Annotated in this window: 21 protein-coding genes and 1 tRNA gene; 7 read left to right on the top strand and 15 right to left on the bottom strand. The window is 58.4% G+C overall.

The window, feature by feature from the left end; translation table 11 throughout:
- Positions 1 to 11: 11 nt before the first annotated feature.
- Complete coding sequence (locus tag GC177_01700; GenBank protein ID MBI1274668.1) at positions 12 to 461, bottom strand: hypothetical protein; 450 nt, start codon at positions 459 to 461, stop codon at positions 12 to 14.
- Between the two features lie 196 nt (positions 462 to 657).
- Between GC177_01700 and GC177_01695 the strand changes: the two genes are divergently transcribed.
- Positions 658 to 876 carry a hypothetical protein gene (locus GC177_01695; protein ID MBI1274667.1) on the top strand — a complete coding sequence of 73 codons (219 nt, stop codon included), beginning with the start codon at positions 658 to 660 and terminating at the stop codon, positions 874 to 876.
- Positions 877 to 972: 96 nt separating this feature from the next.
- Here GC177_01695 and GC177_01690 read toward each other — a convergent pair whose 3' ends face one another.
- Entirely contained in the window at positions 973 to 3,228 is a 2,256-nt protein-coding gene (locus GC177_01690; GenBank protein ID MBI1274666.1) for a DUF3520 domain-containing protein, read from the bottom strand.
- A complete protein-coding gene (locus GC177_01685) occupies positions 3,218 to 3,790 on the bottom strand; it encodes a sigma-70 family RNA polymerase sigma factor (protein ID MBI1274665.1) in 573 nt (190 codons plus the stop codon). Before GC177_01685 ends, GC177_01690 begins: the two co-directional genes overlap by 11 nt.
- A 198-nt stretch (positions 3,791 to 3,988) precedes the next feature.
- Between GC177_01685 and GC177_01680 the strand changes: the two genes are divergently transcribed.
- Positions 3,989 to 4,657 carry a DUF2238 domain-containing protein gene (locus tag GC177_01680; protein MBI1274664.1) on the top strand — a complete coding sequence of 223 codons (669 nt, stop codon included), beginning with the start codon at positions 3,989 to 3,991 and terminating at the stop codon, positions 4,655 to 4,657.
- Positions 4,658 to 4,739: 82 nt separating this feature from the next.
- Here the strand turns inward: GC177_01680 and GC177_01675 are convergent.
- The 4 genes from GC177_01675 to petA form a co-directional block, all read right to left on the bottom strand.
- A tRNA-Thr gene (locus GC177_01675) sits at positions 4,740 to 4,815 on the bottom strand.
- A gap of 45 nt (positions 4,816 to 4,860) precedes the next feature.
- The gene (locus tag GC177_01670) at positions 4,861 to 5,607 is read right to left on the bottom strand and encodes a cytochrome c1 (GenBank protein ID MBI1274663.1); all 747 of its coding nucleotides are present in this window, start codon (positions 5,605 to 5,607) and stop codon (positions 4,861 to 4,863) included.
- Between the two features lie 51 nt (positions 5,608 to 5,658).
- Positions 5,659 to 6,972, bottom strand: coding sequence for a cytochrome b (locus tag GC177_01665; GenBank protein MBI1274662.1), 1,314 nt, complete (start codon positions 6,970 to 6,972; stop codon positions 5,659 to 5,661).
- Between the two features lie 11 nt (positions 6,973 to 6,983).
- Positions 6,984 to 7,544 carry a ubiquinol-cytochrome c reductase iron-sulfur subunit gene (petA, locus tag GC177_01660; protein MBI1274661.1) on the bottom strand — a complete coding sequence of 187 codons (561 nt, stop codon included), beginning with the start codon at positions 7,542 to 7,544 and terminating at the stop codon, positions 6,984 to 6,986.
- 161 nt (positions 7,545 to 7,705) lie between these two features.
- Here petA and GC177_01655 point away from each other — a divergent pair, with 161 nt between their 5' ends.
- Positions 7,706 to 8,164 carry a tRNA methyltransferase gene (locus GC177_01655; GenBank protein MBI1274660.1) on the top strand — a complete coding sequence of 153 codons (459 nt, stop codon included), beginning with the start codon at positions 7,706 to 7,708 and terminating at the stop codon, positions 8,162 to 8,164.
- Between the two features lie 50 nt (positions 8,165 to 8,214).
- Complete coding sequence (hemF, locus tag GC177_01650) at positions 8,215 to 9,078, top strand: oxygen-dependent coproporphyrinogen oxidase (GenBank protein ID MBI1274659.1); 864 nt, start codon at positions 8,215 to 8,217, stop codon at positions 9,076 to 9,078.
- Between the two features lies 1 nt (position 9,079).
- Here hemF and GC177_01645 read toward each other — a convergent pair whose 3' ends face one another.
- Genes GC177_01645 through GC177_01630 form a run of 4 tightly spaced genes read right to left on the bottom strand, consistent with a single transcriptional unit; the run spans position 9,080 to position 11,734 of the window.
- Positions 9,080 to 10,042 (bottom strand): TonB family protein, encoded by a 963-nt coding sequence (locus GC177_01645; GenBank protein MBI1274658.1) that lies wholly within the window; start codon positions 10,040 to 10,042, stop codon positions 9,080 to 9,082.
- Positions 10,039 to 10,542, bottom strand: a complete 504-nt coding sequence (locus GC177_01640) for a hypothetical protein (GenBank protein ID MBI1274657.1) — start codon at positions 10,540 to 10,542, stop codon at positions 10,039 to 10,041. The genes GC177_01645 and GC177_01640 overlap by 4 nt, the downstream gene beginning before the upstream one ends.
- Positions 10,487 to 10,891: a hypothetical protein gene (locus tag GC177_01635; GenBank protein MBI1274656.1), complete on the bottom strand. Its 405-nt coding sequence runs from the start codon at positions 10,889 to 10,891 to the stop codon at positions 10,487 to 10,489. Before GC177_01635 ends, GC177_01640 begins: the two co-directional genes overlap by 56 nt.
- Positions 10,892 to 10,906: 15 nt before the next feature.
- Positions 10,907 to 11,734, bottom strand: a complete 828-nt coding sequence (locus GC177_01630) for a MotA/TolQ/ExbB proton channel family protein (GenBank protein ID MBI1274655.1) — start codon at positions 11,732 to 11,734, stop codon at positions 10,907 to 10,909.
- A gap of 133 nt (positions 11,735 to 11,867) precedes the next feature.
- On the opposite strand from GC177_01630, the gene folE reads away from it, so the two are divergent.
- Together folE and GC177_01620 are read left to right on the top strand one after the other, a co-directional pair.
- Complete coding sequence (gene folE / locus GC177_01625) at positions 11,868 to 12,494, top strand: GTP cyclohydrolase I FolE (GenBank protein MBI1274654.1); 627 nt, start codon at positions 11,868 to 11,870, stop codon at positions 12,492 to 12,494.
- Positions 12,495 to 12,528: 34 nt separating this feature from the next.
- Entirely contained in the window at positions 12,529 to 12,807 is a 279-nt protein-coding gene (locus GC177_01620; GenBank protein MBI1274653.1) for a hypothetical protein, read from the top strand.
- Here GC177_01620 and GC177_01615 read toward each other — a convergent pair.
- Genes GC177_01615 through GC177_01600 form a run of 4 tightly spaced genes read right to left on the bottom strand, consistent with a single transcriptional unit; the run spans position 12,804 to position 15,585 of the window.
- Entirely contained in the window at positions 12,804 to 13,052 is a 249-nt protein-coding gene (locus tag GC177_01615; protein MBI1274652.1) for a DUF1272 domain-containing protein, read from the bottom strand. The two genes, GC177_01620 and GC177_01615, sit on opposite strands and share 4 nt — an antisense overlap.
- 1 nt (position 13,053) lies before the next feature.
- Positions 13,054 to 13,428, bottom strand: coding sequence for a hypothetical protein (locus GC177_01610; GenBank protein MBI1274651.1), 375 nt, complete (start codon positions 13,426 to 13,428; stop codon positions 13,054 to 13,056).
- Positions 13,425 to 14,471 carry a diguanylate cyclase gene (locus tag GC177_01605; protein ID MBI1274650.1) on the bottom strand — a complete coding sequence of 349 codons (1,047 nt, stop codon included), beginning with the start codon at positions 14,469 to 14,471 and terminating at the stop codon, positions 13,425 to 13,427. Before GC177_01605 ends, GC177_01610 begins: the two co-directional genes overlap by 4 nt.
- Positions 14,472 to 14,475: 4 nt before the next feature.
- Positions 14,476 to 15,585 (bottom strand): hypothetical protein, encoded by a 1,110-nt coding sequence (locus GC177_01600; GenBank protein MBI1274649.1) that lies wholly within the window; start codon positions 15,583 to 15,585, stop codon positions 14,476 to 14,478.
- On the opposite strand from GC177_01600, the gene GC177_01595 reads away from it, so the two are divergent.
- A complete protein-coding gene (locus tag GC177_01595) occupies positions 15,367 to 18,375 on the top strand; it encodes a phosphoribosylformylglycinamidine synthase (GenBank protein ID MBI1274648.1) in 3,009 nt (1,002 codons plus the stop codon). The genes GC177_01600 and GC177_01595 overlap by 219 nt on opposite strands.
- The last annotated feature ends 4 nt before the right edge of the window (positions 18,376 to 18,379 follow it).

Below are 18,379 nucleotides of genomic sequence, written 5' to 3'. Positions count from 1 at the left end.
CGTTGCTGCGTTTAGCGAGCTGGCTGCGTGTTGGCATTGACAGCTGTGCGGCCATCACGGTTGGTGTTGAACTTGTTGAGGCGGTCGTAAGCATCCTTCACAGCCGGGCGAGCCTGCTCCCAGGTGAGCGTGGTGTTGCTGTGGGCCTTCATCCAGCCGGCGCGCAGCTCTTCGTCGCTGATCTGGTCGATCGGGCGGCCATTATAGGTGGTGTAAACATCGTAACCATAGCGGTAGGCGGGCTCGTAGGTCGTGTAGGTCGTGGTGGTGGTGGCATAGGGGCGCGTGTTATAGTTGCTGCGCCAGTAAGCCTCTTCCGCAGCCCAGTCAGCCGGGGTAACGGCGCGGGTGGTGGTCGTAGTGGTTTTAGCCACGACATCGACGGCCAGAGCGGGAACGGCGGCCGTGCCAAGCAGCGCGGTCACGAGGGCGGCATAGGTCATGTTTTTGGGGTTCAGCATGGGTAGCTCCTGTTGAATTGTTGTATGCGGGCATGGCCTGCATGTGTTGTAGGGAAAACTAAGCGCATGCCTATAAAGAGGAAATAAGCAGAGCGGCCTCTGCCGCTTAAAAAGCGATAAACAGGATTTGTTAACCTTTGGGCTTTAGCATGATTTCCTGGGCTTGTTTCATGCCCGCCATGCTTCAGGGGTTTTCATGAGCGTTTCATCCTGCACACCCAATCCTGCCGCTTACGCACAATTGCTGCGCGGCTTTCAGCAAAGCGGTGGCATGACGGCGGAAAACGGTCCATCTCCCCAACAAGGCGCGCCAGCAGCGCTTGCCACCTCCGCCCCAACAGGCGGCGCGGTATCACCGGCTGCACCGGTCACCTTTAGCCCGGCTGCGGGTAAGGTGCTGGATATCATGGTGTAGATCCCAGGCCGTCCATTAACATCAATAGCCCGGTGGACCTGCCACCGGGCTATTTTTATGAATGAATCTTTTCGGCATTCGCCGCCTTGCAGCCACTTAATCAGCGGGAGCAGACCGGCCCATTTCGCTTTCCGTTTTGGCGAGCCGGACCAGGTTTACGAATTCCGCCCGGTAACCAAAAGCATCCTTGCCACGGGCTCCGTCCGCCAATGCCACCACATCATCATAGCCGTAATGTGCCAGATGCGTATCGCCGCGCAGCAGTTGGCCAAAGCCCGCCACTGCTGTTGAAAAGCGCACATCGTCAGAGGCCTTGCTGATGTCGCCGATCTCCTGGGAGGCCGTAATGGGTGTGGTCATCAGCTTGCTTTCCTGGGCATCCGGCAATTTATAGCGGATCTTGAGGAAGGCATATTCTGCACCATGCTCGCGGTTGCTTTCATCCGCGTTGGTTTCGGGCGATTCCTTTTTGCCATAGCGCAGTTCATCCACTTGTGATTTGGCGCCTACCGGCGTGATTTCATAGATGGCTGTCACCGCGTGGCCAGAGCCAACATCCCCTGCATCCACCTTGTCGTTGTTGAAATCCTCGCGTTTGAGCTGGCGCGATTCGTAGCCAACCAACCGGTATGTCGACACCATGTTTGGGTTAAACTCCACCTGCAGCTTCACGTCTTTGGCGATGGTGAAGAGGGTGGAGCTGGCTTCTTCCACCAGCAGTTTGCGTGCCTCGCTGAGGTTGCTGATGTAGGACGCCGTACCGTTTCCATTTTGCGCCAGTTTTTGCATGAGGGCATCGTTGTAGTTGCCCGTCCCTACCCCAAGGATGGAAAGGAAAATGCCAGACTCGCGCTTTTTCGTGATGAAGTCCTGCAACTGGTTGGGATCGGTGATGCCGACATTGAAATCGCCATCCGTCGAGAGAATAACGCGGTTGACGGCTTTTTTATCGAAATGCGCCTGGGCCAGCTCGTAAGCCTGACGAATCCCCTCGCCTCCGGCCGTGCCACCGCCTGCGCCAAGGCTGTCGATCGCCTGGATGATTTTTGCCTTCTCGGAAATGTTTGTGGGCTCCAGCGCAATGCCGGTTCCATTCGCGTAGGTCACTATGCCCACTGTATCTTCAGGCTTGAGCTGATCCACCAGCATATGCAGCGCTGTTTTGACCAGCGGCAGACGGTCGGCACCGCTCATGGAGCCGGAGACATCTATCAGGAATACCAGGTTGGAGCGCGGCTTTTGCGTGGTGTTGATATCATATCCCTTGATGCCGATATGCAGCAGCTTGGAATCCTTGTTCCAGGGCGATGGGTATAGTGTGACCGTCGGCTTGAAGGGCTCTGCCTTGCTGCCCGGCAGTGGGTACTGATAGTCAAAATAATTGATCATTTCTTCGATACGTACGGCGTCCTTTGGTGGCAACTGGCCCGCATTGATGAGGCGGCGCACGAAGCTGTAAGAAGCGGTGTCCACATCCAGCGAAAAGGTTGATACGGGCTCCTCTTTGGCGATTTTCAGCGCATTGTCGTTGAAATGTTCAAAATTGCCGGTGCCGACTGCCGCTTGCGGGTATTGTTCCTGGTCACCCGCATCAAACCGCTGGCTGATGCCCGGGTTCATTGCAGGAACAGCGTATGAAGCTGCCCCACGCCCCTGTACCGACCCTGCCCCACCACTCGCATCTTTAGCCATTCGGTATTGGACCGCGGGTGCGGCGGATGGCAGCGGTGCAGGCGCAGGCATGGTGTTTATGGCAGCTTCAGCGATTTCCAAGGGAGCGTCAGCACGTTTTTCCTTCTGCAGGGCCTCCGTTTTCTGCTCTGTTGACGGGATGGTAGATTGGACCAGGGCAGAATCCGGCTCTGGTTTTGCGGTTGGCGCCTGGTATGCAACGATTGCCCCATCCGCCTTTTGGGCCGTTTTATCATCCACCGGAGGTGGTGGCGGCGGTGCGACCGCAGGCACGGGGTCAACCGTGGCCGTGGCTATTTCGATGGTTTCATCCGATGGTTTTTCCTGCTGCGCGACCACCCGTTGTGGCTCTGCCGACGTTGTTTCAGGCGATTTATTGACGGAATAATGGGTGGTGGCAACCGCCAGCACCGCGACGACGGCGGCGAATGAAACGGCTGGTATATATGCCTTTTTCATGGATAGACTCCTTATCATGTGTTCCCACACATTGGTGGGGTTAATGATAGGACGATCTATTTTGGTGGATCCTTGGGTCTTTTTTTCATGCTGGACGGAAAAAGCCTGCACGGCAGCGTCAATCGATTGCTTTTTAACGCTTTCATCCGGCAAGGGCACGTCCAACGACTGTAGCCTGTGTTTTAAATCCTTATCCTGCATGGCTATTCCCTGTCCTGGGTGACTCCGGCCTTGCGGTCATGAGTGGTTTGAGAAGTTTGCGGGCCTGAAAGATGCGCCACGAAATGGTCGTTTCCGCGCAACCCAATATGGCGGCCGCCTGTTTGTGGTTCATGTTTTCACCGAACACCAGGAGCACCGCATCGCGTATGCCTTCAGGCAGGCCATGGATGTGGCGGTAGGATTCGGCGGCAAGCAGTCTCTGTTCGGCATTTACCTCATCGGAGGCTGCATCGAACCCTTCGCTGAAGGCTATTTCACGGTTATTTACCCTCTCTCTGGCACGGCAATAATCCTTAGCCGCATTGATGGTGACGCGGTAAAGCCAGCTGGTGAATTTCGCTTCGCCACGATAACCGGAAAGCTTGGCAGCCAGAGCCATGCAAACCTCCTGCGCTATGTCCTGTGCATCATCACGGCGACCGCACCATTTGTACGCCACCTTGTAAATCAGCATGTAATTCTCTTCGATAAGGCGCGCGAATGCCTTGGCATCTCCCGCGGCGGCCAGCCTTACCAAATGCTCGTTATCCATTACTTCCATCTAAGGTATGACGGTGGCCGGATCGGAATCCTTTGAAACCTATTTAAGTCTTTGAAACCTAATTTAGGAAAGCGCCCGTGTAAATCACGATGCGGATCATATAGCGACATATGTGTCTATGAATGTAACGAGGGGAAAGGGCATGGCTAAGCGATGCATCGCCATCTATGATGGTGCAATCTTATTGCGTTGGGTCCCGTGAATATTGCTGCAAGTCCCTTTCACTTTATCGTTATCAGCCTGCTGCTGTTTACGGCATGGTCGGGCTATCATGCGTATGAGCCGGATGTATGGCTCATGGAGGCTGCGCCTGTGCTGATTGCTTTTGCGGTCTTCGCGCTGACGCAAAAACGGTTTCCATTCACCCCAATGACCTACTGGCTTTTATGGATTGGCGCGGTGTTTGTGCTGATAGGCGCGCATTATACCTATGCGCGGATGCCTTTGTTTGAATGGTTGAGGGAAAGCTGGCAGCTTCAGCGCAACCCTTATGACAGGGTCGGCCATTTTGTGCAGGGCTTCGTGCCGGCGATTTTCATCCGCGAGCTGATCATCCGCACCAGCCCGCTGAAAAAAGGCTGCTGGGTGTGGTTTCTCGCGCTCTGCTTCAGCATGGCGAAAAGCGCGACCTACGAATTGGCGGAATGGGCGGCGGCCATCACCTATGGAAAGGGCGCCGATGATTTTCTCGCCCTGCAGGGCGATCCCTGGGATGCGCAGCAGGACATGCTGATGGCCACCCTCGGTGCAGGCATGGCCCTGCTATTGCTTAGCCGCCGGCATGACCAGCAACTGGAGAAGCTGGCGAAGCCGAAAAAAGTTCCGCAGGGCAAAAGGATTGCGCCTTCGAAAAGCCGGCGGCCTTAGAAGAAATTTGCCGAAACTACGTGTTGGATGGATTCGCAGCGTTTAACGCTGCTACCCGAGCATCGAGTCGAACTGTATGAGATGGTGCCGACTATAGGATTCGAACCTACGACCCCCTCATTACGAATGAGGTGCTCTACCAGCTGAGCTAAGTCGGCACATACCCACGTGGACGGGCCAAATTGGGCGGCTGCTATAGCAGCTTATTTCACATCGCGCCAGACGATACGTTTGGCGATGTAGAAAAACACCGTGGCCAAAGCCAGGAAGACCATGATCTTCAGGCCCATCTGCTTGCGCTGCTCCATTTCCGGTTCAGCGGCCCATTGCAGGAAGTTGACCACGTCATGCGCCATCTGGTCAGGCGTGGCGGCGGTGCCATCCTGATACTCCAGCGCACCTTCGGCCAGCGGCGGTGGCATGCCGATGTTGTGACCCGGGAAATAGGGATTGTAATATTTTCCCTCGGGCACTTCCACACCGGCGGGAGCCTCGGCATAGCCGGTGATCAGCGAATAAACATAATTGGCACCGTCATGACGGGCCTTGACGATCAGCGACAGATCCGGCGGCAGGGCGCCGCCGTTGGAAGCGCGTGCGGCCTGGTCGTTGGCGAAGGGGGATTTGAACGCATCGGACGGGCGGCCCGGACGGTCGGCCGCTTCGCCATCGTCATTCAGCTCGGAATAGGTATATTCCGCCGCGATGGACTTGATCTCGCCTTCGGAAAACCCGATGGCGGCCAGATTGCGGAAATGCACACGCTTCATGGAATGGCAGGAAGCGCAGACCTGCTTATACACCTGATAACCACGCTGGACGGACGGCAGGTCGAAATGACCGGTAACGCCGTCGAACGCCCATTCCATCTGTTTTGGATGTTCGACATCGGAAGATGCGGCGGCGGGTTGCACGGCCATCAGCAGGCTTGCCACTGCGGCGGTGAACATCCCTTTTCTGGCCCATTTCATCGTCTGGTTGCTCCTCATGAGGCAATTCTCTTATTTGTAGGCTGCGCTGATGGAAACCGGCAGGGGCTTCGGCGTTTCACGCTTCGCCACCATCGGCATCACCACCAGGAAATGCGCGAAGTAATACAAGGTCGCCAGGCGCGCCACCGTGATATCCGGCAGGTAGGCGGATGCGTCTCCCGTCGGGATGACCAGAAGCCAGGCATGGATGCTCTGGCAGGCATCGCCTTTGCAGAAGGCGATCAGCGTGCCCCAATCCGGCGTTTGGGAACCGGCATAACCCAGAACCAGGCCAGTGACGACCAGCAGCCAGAAGAAGATGCGGTACATCGGGCGGTAGCTGCTGCTGCGAACCGGAGAGCGATCCAACCAGGGAATCACAAAGAGGATCAGGATGGCGGAGATCATCGCCACCACGCCGCCCAGCTTGTTGGGGATGGCGCGCAGGATGGCGTAGAACGGCAGGAAGTACCATTCCGGCACGATGTGCGCGGGGGTTACCATCGGGTCGGCCGGGATGTAGTTATCCGGGTGGCCGAGCACGTTGGGGTAGTAGAAAACAAAGGCCATAAACACCAGGAAGAAGATGCCGAAGCCGAACAGATCTTTCACCGTGTAATAAGGGTGAAAGGGGATGCTGTCCTTGTTACTTTTGATCTCCACGCCCGTGGGGTTGCTGGAACCGTGGATGTGCAGCGCCACAACATGCAGCGCCACCAGGGCGAAAATGATGAAGGGCAGCAGGTAATGCAGCGAGAAGAAGCGGTTGAGCGTGGGGTTATCCACGGAGAAGCCGCCCCACAGCCAGGTGACGATATGCTCGCCCACAAGCGGCACGGCAGAGAAGAGATTGGTGATCACGGTTGCGCCCCAGAAGCTCATCTGGCCCCATGGCAGTACATAACCCATGAAGGCGGTGGCCATCATGAGCAGGAAGATGACGATGCCGAACCACCAGATAAGCTCACGCGGTGCCTTGTAGGAACCGTAATAGAGCCCGCGGAGAATGTGGATGTAGACCACGGCGAAGAACATCGACGCGCCGACGGCATGTGTGTAACGCAGCAGCCAGCCGTAATTCACGTCGCGCATGATGCGTTCGACGGAGTCGAAGGCGAAGCTGACATGGGGGGTATATTGCATGGCCAGTACGATGCCGGTGATGATCTGCATCACCAGGCAGATGCCGGCGAGCGAGCCGAAATTCCACATGTAGCTGAGGTTTTTCGGGGCGCGGTATTCAGCGCTGTGGCGCAGGAAGGAGAAAATCGGCAGGCGGTATTCGATCCAGTCGCAAATGCCCTGCTTGGGCGTGGCGTCGGAAGCGTGTTTAGGAGTGGCCATTGCGTTAACCCTTAACCGATCTTGATTTTCGTATCGTTCAGAAATGCGTATTCCGGCACGGCCAGATTAGCGGGAGCCGGGCCCTTGCGGATGCGGCCGGAGGTGTCGTAATGTGAGCCGTGGCAGGGGCAGAGCCAGCCGCCGAAATCGCCGGATTCGCCAATCGGCACGCAACCCAGGTGGGTGCAGACGCCGACCAGAACCAGCCAGGCTTCCTTGCCGGGCTTCACGCGGTCGGAATCCTGCTGCGGGTCGCGAAGCTCGCCGAGGTTCACGGCGCGCGCCTCTTCAATCTCCTTGGCCGTACGGTGACGGATGAAGACCGGCTTGCCACGCCACATCACGCGGATGGACTGGCCTTCGGCTACTTTGGAAATATCCACCTCGGTGGAGGCCATGGCCAATACATCCTGCGAAGGATTGAGGCTGTCGATCAACGGCCAGGCAGCGGTGGCTGCGGCCAGACCGCCCATGGCGGTTGCGGTGAGGACCAGAAAATCGCGGCGTTTGCCATCCGTCTGGTCGGCAGAGTGTGCGGTGTTTGCCGCGGTCGGGCTTTTGCTTGCAGCCATAAATCCAGCTATAACAATAGATTGCTTTTTACCGTGCCGGGCGTAGTTCGCCAAGCGGCTGCAACATAGCGATTCATGCGCGTCGCTGCAACATCTTGTTGCCATTTTCCCTTTTTACACACTACGCTGTGGCTCCATCGTTGCAGGAATGCTTCACTTACATGGTCGCCCTCGCCCTTTATCAGCCAGATATCGCCGCCAATACCGGCACCATCGCACGTTTGTGCGCCTGCATGGGAGTGACGCTGCATGTGATTGAACCCTGCGGCTTTCCCTTTAATGATGCCAAGTTCAAACGCGCCGCCATGGATTACTGGAGCCGGGTGAAGCTGGTGCGGCATCCGCACTGGTCGTCTTTCATTGAGCAGGTTAAACGTGAGGGGGCGCGGCTGGTGCTGATGGAGACGGGGCACGAGACGGAGCTCTATGACTTCGCCTTTCAGCCCGATGACATTATCTTATTAGGGCGCGAAAGCGCTGGCACACCGCCGGAGATTGCCGAACAGACCGATGCCTGGGTGGGGTTGAGCATGGCGGGTGGAGAACGCTCGCTCAACGTGGCCATTGCGGCGGGCATGGCGCTGGGAGAAGCGATGCGGCAGGTGCGGCATAAGGCTTGACGCAGGCAAGCGCTTTGTGGCAAGCCCTCCTTACTTATAAGGACAGCATCATGACCGCCCTCGCCCATTCGCCGACCCATTCCCTGGAAGAGAAGCAGACACGCGCACGCGCGTGGTTCCGCGATTTGCGGGACCAGATCTGCACGGCGTTCGAGGCGTTGGAAGATGAACTGAGCGAAAGCGACAAGCCAGCCGGACGCTTTGTGCGTACGCCGTGGGACCGCCCGGCAGGCGGTGGCGGTGAAATGAGCGTCATGAAAGGCCGGGTATTTGAGAAGGTGGGCGTGAACATCTCCACCGTCTATGGTGAGTTTTCGGAGCAGTTCCGCAAGGAAATCCCCGGTGCGGCGGAGGACCCGCGCTTCTGGGCCAGCGGCATTTCGCTGGTGGCGCATATGTGTTCGCCCAAGGTACCGGCGGTGCATATGAACACGCGCTTCATCTGCACCACCAAAACCTGGTTCGGCGGGGGCATGGACCTGACGCCGATGCGCGAGAATGCGCATGACACGGAATTTTTCCACGGGCAGATCAAAAGCATGTGCGACCGGCACAGCACGGCTTACTATCCGAAATTCAAGCAATGGTGCGATGAGTATTTCTACCTCAAGCACCGCAAGGAGCCGCGCGGCGTGGGAGGCATTTTTTATGATTATGTGGATAGCGGCGACTGGGAGGCGGACCTCGCCTTCACGCAGGATGTGGGGCGCTGCTTCAAGGAAACCTATGTGGAACTGGTGAAGCGCCACCTGCACGAAGGCTGGACAGCGGAAGACCGCGAGCATCAGTTGCAGCGGCGCGGGCGCTATGTGGAGTTCAACCTGCTCTATGACAGGGGCACGAAATTCGGCCTAATGACGGACGGCAATGTGGATGCGATTCTGATGTCCATGCCGCCAGAGGCGAAGTGGTAGATTACTGCTTTGCCGCAGTGAAATTGACCGGAATGCGGAAGGCAAGCTGGTCGCCCGGCGGGTAATCGGTCGGTACGGGCGGCACCGGGTTGGCGCGGCGGATCATGTCCATCACGGCCTTATCGAGGATGGATTGACCGGTGCGTTTTTCAAGGCGGCTGAAGAGGATATTCCCGCCACGATCAATACGGATATAGACCAAGGCACGGCCGCTCATGCCTTTGTTCAGGGCTTCCTCCGGCATGCGGCGATGCTGCTCGATCCAGCCGGAGAGCAGTTGTTCATAGCGCGACACCACGAGGGCCGCGGCTTTTTGCTGTTCGGTGGTGACGCCGGGCTGACCGCGCACCATGCGGATGCCCTGCCCGCTCCCCGCACCGGATGCCGCATCGGCATTGCCCTGCACAGCGGCAGACATTTTTACACGTTTTTCCTGCACGGTTTCCACCTTGCCGAGGGAGGCGCTGGTATTGCCGGTTTGCGTATCGGCCGCGGCATTTTCAAGCGCGGGGGCTTCCGGCTTGGGTACGGGAACGGCATTGACGCCATGCGCGGGTTTCGCCAGAGGGGTCGGCTCGGATGCAGGCTTTTGCGATTCGTCCATCTCACGCGCCATGGCCATGGCGTTTTCCATATGGCTTCCAGCCGACGCGGGCTCTTCATTCGCCTCAGGCGTGGCGGCCATTTCCATGCCATTGCCGGGTGCGGCTTCCTCCGGCAAAGCGACGGTCGCATTGGCTGGCGGCGGTGTGTTGACGAGAATCTCTCCGCCCTGGCTCAGGCGCATCTGGATGGTTTGCACCGTCACCTTGTTCACGGCCTGCAGCAGGGAGGATATCCACGGGCTGAAGGCAAGGATGTGCATGATGACCAGCACCCCGACGATGATGCCCCACTGGCGCAGGGTAATGGTGGGGTTGTCGAGCTCGGTCCAGTTTGGCTGCGTGCCGGAGCGGGTGGTCATAACGCCCCTCCCGCCTGCACCGGCGCAGAGACGGGTTTGCCGTCCTTGCCTTTGGTAGTGATGGAAATATTCACCGCGCCGGAGCGCTTGATGGCCTGCATGGCTTCAATCATCTTATTGGCATCCAGCCGGGCATCGGCTTTAATGGAGACGGCGGCCCCGGGATTTTTACGCATCATCTGGGTGAGGACGGATTCCAGCGCCGTGGCGGTGACAGGCTCGTAATTGACGGTAATCATGCCGTCATACGCAAGGGACACCATGATTTCACCCGGCTGGACCAGCACCGTGCTTTGCGCCTGCGGCAGTTGAACATCAACCGGATCGTATGGCTCGAAACGGCCCGCGATAATAAAGAAGGAAAGCAGCAGGAAGATCACGTTGATGAGTGTGATCATCTGAGGGATGCGTTTGCCGCGATGGTTGTTGCGGGCGAATTCCATCTTAATAGCTCCAGGATGAGAGCGAGACGTTCTGGCCGCCCGCCTTGTAAACGGCATCCATCACGCTGATGAGCTCCTGCACCGTGGTGCCTTGGGTGTTCATCACCACGATATGACGGCTTTTGTCGGCAGCCAGGCTTTGCGTGACGGCGGAGCCCAGCTCGCTGATGTCGATCTTGCGGTCGTCGAAGAAAATGCGCCCACGCTCGGCGGCCACCACCACGAGGGGATTATCATTCAACGGCACGGCGCTGGCGCTGCCCGCGGCAGGCAGGGTGATCTCCATGGATTCCGCCCGTTCGAAGCTGGCGGTCAGCATGAAGAATATCACCAGCAGAATCATCACATCCACAAGCGATGTGATGATGATGCCTTGCTGATAGCGTTTGGCGCGGACGAACTCCATGATCCCCTGCCCTGCTTAACCGGCGGCGCGCGCAGGATATCCATAAGCGGCAACCGGCTGGCCAACGGGTTGAGCATGGGCCGGCTGGGATTGTTGCGCCTGCGGCTGACGCAGCGGCGGCATGGACTGATAGGTCGGCTGCTCCACCGCAGCGGACTGCGGCACGGAATACGGCGCAGCCTGAACGCCGGTGTTGCCTGCGTGTTGGGCGATCATGACGTCTTTTTCAATAATACGGGTCACCACGTCGCGCATTTGCGTGCGGAAGCGCTCGATGAAGCCGTCCAGCCAATAAAAGGCTGCCATGGCGGGAATGGCGATCATCAGGCCGCCTGCCGTGGTGAGCAGCGCTTCCCAGATGCCACCAGCGAGAACGGACGGGTCCACCCTGCTGCCAGCGCCCTGGAGTGTGGCGAAGGCCTTGACCATGCCAATGACCGTGCCGAGCAGGCCGAGGAGCGGGGCGATGTTGGAGGCCATTTCCAGGCCTTTCATGTGCGTTTCCAGATTATGGAGCGCGGCATTGCCCACGCGCTGAATTTCCGCGTAGCGCTTGGCGGGCGTGAGGTCCGGCTTTTGAATGGCGGCGAAGGTGGCGGCGATTACCTGCCCCATCGGCGTGGCGTCGTTGCGGGCATGGCGCTTGGCCTTGGTGACTTCTTCGGCTTCGAGCAGCAGCATCACCTCATCGGCAATCGGGTTGCCGCCAAACAGGCGCGCGTTGTAAAACTGATAAGCTTTCAGCGAGATGAGGGCGAGGCTGTAGACCGAAAGGCCCATCAGCAGCACCATGACAAACCCGCCTTTATCAAAGAGTAATCCTATTGAATCGGCCAGTGACATGATGCCTCCCTACATTTAGTCGTCACGATTTCCATGCATGCATATTAGCTGAACTCACGCAGGTTGCAACGGTGGGTATGTGACTATTGAATCATTTTTCATTGCGGCGTAATCATGTGGCTGATTTGCACCAGTGAAAGATCAGGCTTTGCCAAAGAAAACAGTTTTGAAACGCCCCAGCCAGACGGAAGCCGAAGACGCCGTGCGCACCCTGCTCGCCTGGGCGGGGGACGACCCCAGCCGTGAAGGATTGATCGACACGCCCAAGCGCGTGGCGAAATCCTATGCCGACCTGTTCATGGGATACGGCATGGACCCGGCCGAGATTCTGGCGCGTACCTTTGAGGAAATTGACGGGTATGACGAGATGGTGGTGCTGCGCGATATCGAGTTCGAATCGCATTGCGAGCATCACATGCTGCCCATCATCGGCAAAGCGCATGTGGCCTATCTGCCAGATAAGCGCGTGGTCGGCATCAGCAAGCTGGCGCGCGTGGTGGATGCCTTCGCACGCCGTTTGCAGATTCAGGAAAAAATGACCGCGCAGATCGCCACCGTCATCAATGACGTGCTGAAGCCCAAGGGCGTGGGCGTGGTGGTGGAAGCCACGCACCAGTGCATGTCCATCCGAGGGGTGCATAAAACGGGCGTGAGCATGATCACCAGCCACATGGTGGGGCGGTTTCGCAGCGATGCGCGCACGCGTCAGGAATTCTTAAGCCTTATCGGGCAGGATGCCGGCAGGCATGGCGCCAGGTAATGCTTATTTTACCGCATAACAGGGAGAAGCATCCATGAACCCTATCGTGTATCTGGCCTACCAGATCATTAATCTCTACAGTTTTATCGTCTTCATCTGGCTGCTTATCAGTATGCTGGTGAGCTTTCGCGTGCTGCGGCTGACGCACCCGATCGTGCATGCCATCTATGACGGTCTTGGCCGCATTGTAGAACCGGCCATTGCCTATATCCGGCGCTATGTGCCACCTTATAACGGGTTCGATCTGGCATCGCTGGTGCTGCTGCTCGGCCTGAACTTCATCAGCTATTGTCTGGTTTATTTCTTCGGCTAGGCCAGTTGCATACAGCCGCCCGGCTTCACCACCCGTTTGATGGAAGACGGATATTGCGTGAGCTTGCTGGCCGGGCGGATGGGGCGCGGGGCGAAGCCACCGCCGCAATTGGGGCAGACGCCGTTTAACACTGTATCCACGCAACGGGCGCAGAAGGTGCACTCAAAGCTGCAGATGCGCGCCTCGGCGGAATCGGGCGGGAGGTCCCTGTCGCAGCATTCGCAGTTGGGGCGGATCTCCAGCATATCAATAGACGAACAGGTGTACCTCGGGCGAGGTGACATAAGGGCTGGTCTGGGATGACAGGCGCATGCGGCTGTCGGGCATGCCCATCTGCTTCATGCTAGCCATTACCTGCTGGCCGTATTTACGGGTGTTTTCGATCAACTGGGTGTTTTGCATCTGGTCGATGCCTTCCGGCGCGACCGCCACCACGTCGAACTGCATGTTGGGGTTGGCTTCCAGCGCCTTGCTCATGACCATGTAAAGCGACTGCTCGTAATGCACCACGGGCTGCTGGAAACGCACCACCAGCAGGGGCTTGCCCATCGTCTCCTCCGCCAGGGCGGGAGCGGCCAGCAAGGATAAGGCCAAACAGCATGCGGCGATGACGCGCTTCATTTCACACTCTCCTGCGTTACCTTGTTACGTCCACCCTTCTTGGAACGGTATAAGGCATCATCGGCGCGGGTGACAAACAGATTGGCCGTATCATCCGGCTTGAGGGACGCCACGCCGAGCGAGATGGTCACCTCCTGCAGCTTCTCATTATTATCCTTACGGATAAAGCGTTTATTGGCGACCGATTTACGCAGGTTTTCCGCCACGGCAAGCCCGCCCGCCAGCGGCGTGTTGGGCAACAGAATGGCGAATTCCTCCCCGCCGAAACGGGCCACCACATCCTTGCCGCGCACGGATTCCACCAGCACGCGCGCCACGCCTTTGAGCACCTCGTCGCCCACCATGTGGCCGTATTTATCGTTGAAATCCTTGAAATTATCGATATCGAGCATCAGCAGGCACATTTCCTGTCCATCCGCCCGGGTGATGGCCATCATGTCGTCCAGCTTACGGTCGAACGCCTTGCGGTTATCGACGCTGGTGAGGAAATCCTTCTGCGCCTCGGCGGTGATTTTTTCCAGGTCGCGCCGCAGCGACTGCACTTCCTTGGAGGAGGCCTGCAGCCTGGTGGACAGGTTCTGGCTATGGCTTTGCAGCTCCTTGGTCTTGTTGATGATGGCATCGGCCACCTCGCGCAGCTCCTTTATATGGAGATGGCCGGAAAGATCCTTGACCGTCTCATCCATGTCGCGGCTGTAATTGCTGGTGTTCTGCGTCATGCCGTCCATCAGGGCGATGGCGTGCTGCATCAGCGCATGGGCATCGCGCCGGGCCTGCTCCACCACGGCATGGTCGATGTTCTCTGCCACAAAACGGCTGTTGAGGTAATCGCAGAAAGCGTCGTCGATTTTACGTTTGTTCTGAAGCGCCTGATTAATTTCAACGGCCAGGGCCTTGTTGCTGCCTTCGCTGTAATAAAACCAGACCGCGTAATGCTCAGGCGTCGGCGTGATGCCGTGGGTTGCCATCATGGCCAGCGCCATCTTGGCAATTTCGGTGGTGTCGAGCGGTTTCACGGCGGGCTTTGTACTCATATGAGCCATTAAACTAGCGCGTGGGCGTATCAGAGACAAGCAGTTCCATCTGCTGTGGATGGGTGAGTTCGATCATCGGGCCGTTTTTGGGGAATATCCAGCCGTGGATGCGGATGCGGCGGCCTTCCCAATCCTGGGGGTGGAGGTCTGAAGATGAGAATCGTTTTACGTTCTTGCGGTCGATGAAGATGGTGAAATCCGTTTTCCAGTCCTCACCGAAATTGAGGTACCAGTGGCCCTTTACCTTGGCCACATGACGAATGACGCCTTCCACCACGCGGTACTGGCCGTCGCCCTGCCCTGCGGTTTCGGCTGTCAATGGCCGGTAGGCGGGCAATTGCCAGAGGCCTTTTCCGGCGGCGCGGGCAGCCGCTTCGGCCTTGAGGAATTCCGAGATATGGGCGGTGTTGTTGGGAAAGCTGTAGACCATCGCCGCGCCGGATTTCACCATGGCCAGCTGCAGCATGTCCCCCTTTTCCGGGTAGAGATAGGCCAGCAGGCGGCCATGACGGTCGCGCGGTTCGGCGGCAGGCTCCACGCGGATTCTGCTTTGACCGATGAGTTTTTTCAGCGCCTCGGTGGCTTCCGGCCCGTAAGGCTGGCCGGGGGAATCCTTATGTGCAATCTCGGGGGCCTGGATGCCGACCAGCCGCACATGCTCGCCGTCATCCAGCACGATCGTGTCACCGTCGATGACGTGCTTCACCGCATGCAAGGGGCTTTTTTCCGCCGTTTGCGCCGGGGCGCAGCCCCAGGCCAGCGTGGCCGCAAATATGACGGTTCCAAGTAATCGTTGCAAGCGAGGCCCCATTTGCATAGATACAGCTACATTCCCAGATGGATGGTCAGCGGGTGCCATTTGTAAAGGCATTCTCCGTAGCCGCCAGATTAATTTCAGGCCCGAATGGTTTTCATGGCGACACGTATTGAGATTCATCCGCTCCATCCCTTCCCGGCCAACCTGCCGCCAGATGCGCGGGGGCATGCGCTGCTCGGGCGCTTCAAGCGCGGCATGAAGCTGCAATCGGTCCGCGTGGTGGATGTTTATACGGTCGATAAGGCGATGACGACCGACCATCTTTATGCCAGCGCCCAGGCGCTGACCCATCCGGTGACGCACCATTACATTGTGCGGCAGGAGCCGGGGCTGCACGTCTATGACGAAGGGTTCGACTGGGCGCTCGAAATCGGCTTTCTGCCGGGGGTGACGGACAATGTGGCCTCCACCGCGCAGGAGACGATTGCTGATAAGTTCGGCAGCCCGGGAAAGTTTTATTTCGTGGAAGGCGAAAAGGTTTATTATTCCACGCTTTACCTGCTGAAAGGTAAACTCACCCTCAGCGATGTGGAAGCCGTTGCACGTGAGCTGGCCAACCCGCTGATCCAGCGCATCCACGTCAAAGATTTCGTCACCTACAAGCAGGATAAGGGCATGGCCTTCATCGTGCCCAAGGTGAAGCTGACGGCCAAACCGGTGGCCGATGAGGTGAACCTGGAAGTGCCGGAGCAGAAGCTCAAGGAAATCGGCGACCGGGGCATTCCCAATGCCGACGGCACCTTTCGCGGGCCGCTTGGGCTGAACCTGAACGAGCTGAAAGCCATCCGCGATTATTTCAAAAATCAGGAAGGCCGCAGGCCGCGCGATATTGAGCTGGAAACGCTGGCGCAGACCTGGTCGGAACATTGCAAGCACACGATCTTTGCCTCGCCCATTGATGAGATTGGCGAAGGGATTTACCGCCATTATATCCGCCGGGCGACGGAGACCATCCGCGCGCGCCGGGGCAACCAGGATATCTGCGTGTCGGTGTTTAAGGATAATTCCGGCGCGATCGCGTTTGATGACGAGTATCTCATCACCGACAAGGCGGAGACGCATAACAGCCCATCCGCGCTGGACCCGTTCGGCGGGGCCATCACGGGCATTGTGGGCGTGAACCGCGATACGCTGGGTTTTGGGTTAGGCGCGAAGCCCATCATCAACCGCTACGGCTTCTGTTTTGCCGATCCGTTCTATGACCCGAAATTCTACCGCGGGCCGAACCAGTCCATGCCGCTGCTGCCGCCGGTGGCCATCATGCAGGGCGTGGTGAGTGGCGTGAATGCGGGCGGGAATTGCTCGGGCATCCCCACGCCGCAGGGATTTGTGTATTTCGATGATCGCTATGCGGGCAAACCGCTGGTGTTCGTGGGCACGGTGGGGCTGATTCCGCGTGAACTGAACGGCCAGCCGTCGCATGTTAAATCCGCCCGTCCGGGCGATTGCATCGTGATGCTTGGCGGCCGTGTGGGTAAGGACGGCATCCATGGCGCGACCTTCTCCTCCGTGGCATTGGACGAGGGCAGCCCGTCGACTGCCGTGCAGATCGGCGATCCTATCACGCAGAAAAAACTTTCAGACACGATCGTGCGCGAAGCGCGGCATATGAACCTGTATCACGCTATTACCGACAATGGCGCAGGCGGGCTTTCCTCCTCCATCGGCGAGATGGCGGAAGGGAGCGGCGGCTTCCATGTGGAGCTGGAGAAGGTGCCCTTGAAATATCCCGGCATGGCGCCGTGGGAGATCTGGATCTCCGAATCGCAGGAACGTATGAGCATGGCCGTGCCGCCGGAGAAGGTGCAAGCCCTGATCGAGCTGATGAAGCGGCGCGGGGTGGAAGCCACCGTGATTGGAACCTTCACCGACGACGGCCGCGCGCGCATTACCATGAACGGCCGTGTGATCATGGATATGAGCATGGAATTCCTGCATGACGGGCAGCCGAAATTCGAGCAGGTAACAAAGGCCGTCCGCCCGCGTTTGATGGAGCCCACGCTGGACCAGCCCGCCAACCTGGCCAGCACGCTGGAAGCGATGATGGGGCGGCTGAACATCTGCAGCCGCGAGTTCATCGCCACGCAATATGACCATGAGGTGCAGGGCACCTCCGTGCTCAAACCGCTGCAGGGGCCGGGGCGCGTGTATGCGGAGGCCACCGTCTCCCGCCCATTGCTGGACCGTAACCGCGGCGTGGTGACCTCGCAGGGCGTGGGGCCGCGTTACAGTGACATCGATTGCTACGCCATGGCGGCGGCCAGCATCGACATGGCCGTGCGCAGCGCCGTGGCGGCAGGGGGGCATCTGGACCATCTGGCCATCATGGATAATTTCTGCTGGTGCGATTCCACGAATCCCGAGCGGCTGGCGCAGCTGAAGGACGCGGCGCGGGCCTGCTACGATGTGGCGGTGGCCTATGGCACGCCGTACATTTCCGGCAAGGACAGCATGTTCAACGATTTCAAAGGCTATGACGAGGAAGGCAACCCGATCAAGCTTTCGGTACCGCCTACCCTGCTGATTTCCGCCCTTGGCGTGGTGGAGGACGTGCATCAGTCCGTTTCGCTGGATGTGAAGATGCCGGGCGATTTGATTTATGTGATCGGTGAAACGAAGAATGAGCTGGGTGGCTCGGAATATTATGCCCTGCATAACCAGGTGGGCGCGAATGTGCCGGTGCTGGATGTGGCCACCTGCGAGGCGACGTATCGCGCCTATCATGAGGCGGTGAAGAAGGACCTGGTGCAATCCGCTATCGCGGTGGGTTTTGGGGGTTTGGGCGTGGCGCTGGCCAAAAGCCTGATCGGCGGCAGGCTCGGTGCGAATGTCGACCTGCGCAAGGTACCTAAAGCCAATGAGGTGACGCGCGACGACACGGTGCTTTTCTCCGAATCGCTGGGGCGCATGGTGGTGACGGTCGCGCCGCGCGACAAAGCCGCCTTTGAGGCTGCGCTGGACCCGTTCATCCTAGGCTGCATCGGCACCGTGGAAGAAGACGGCCTTGTATGTATCACCGGCCTTAACGGCCATTCGTTTGATTGTTCCATCGCTACGCTGGAAGCTGCTTACAAAAAGCCGCTTCAGCAGTTTTAGGAGG

The sequence above is a fragment of the bacterium genome, assembly GCA_016124905.1.
Lineage (GTDB): Bacteria > Pseudomonadota > Alphaproteobacteria > Rickettsiales > RI-342 > RI-342.
Note: the sequence above shows the minus strand (reverse complement) of the source record. Positions and strands in the feature narration are given on the sequence as shown.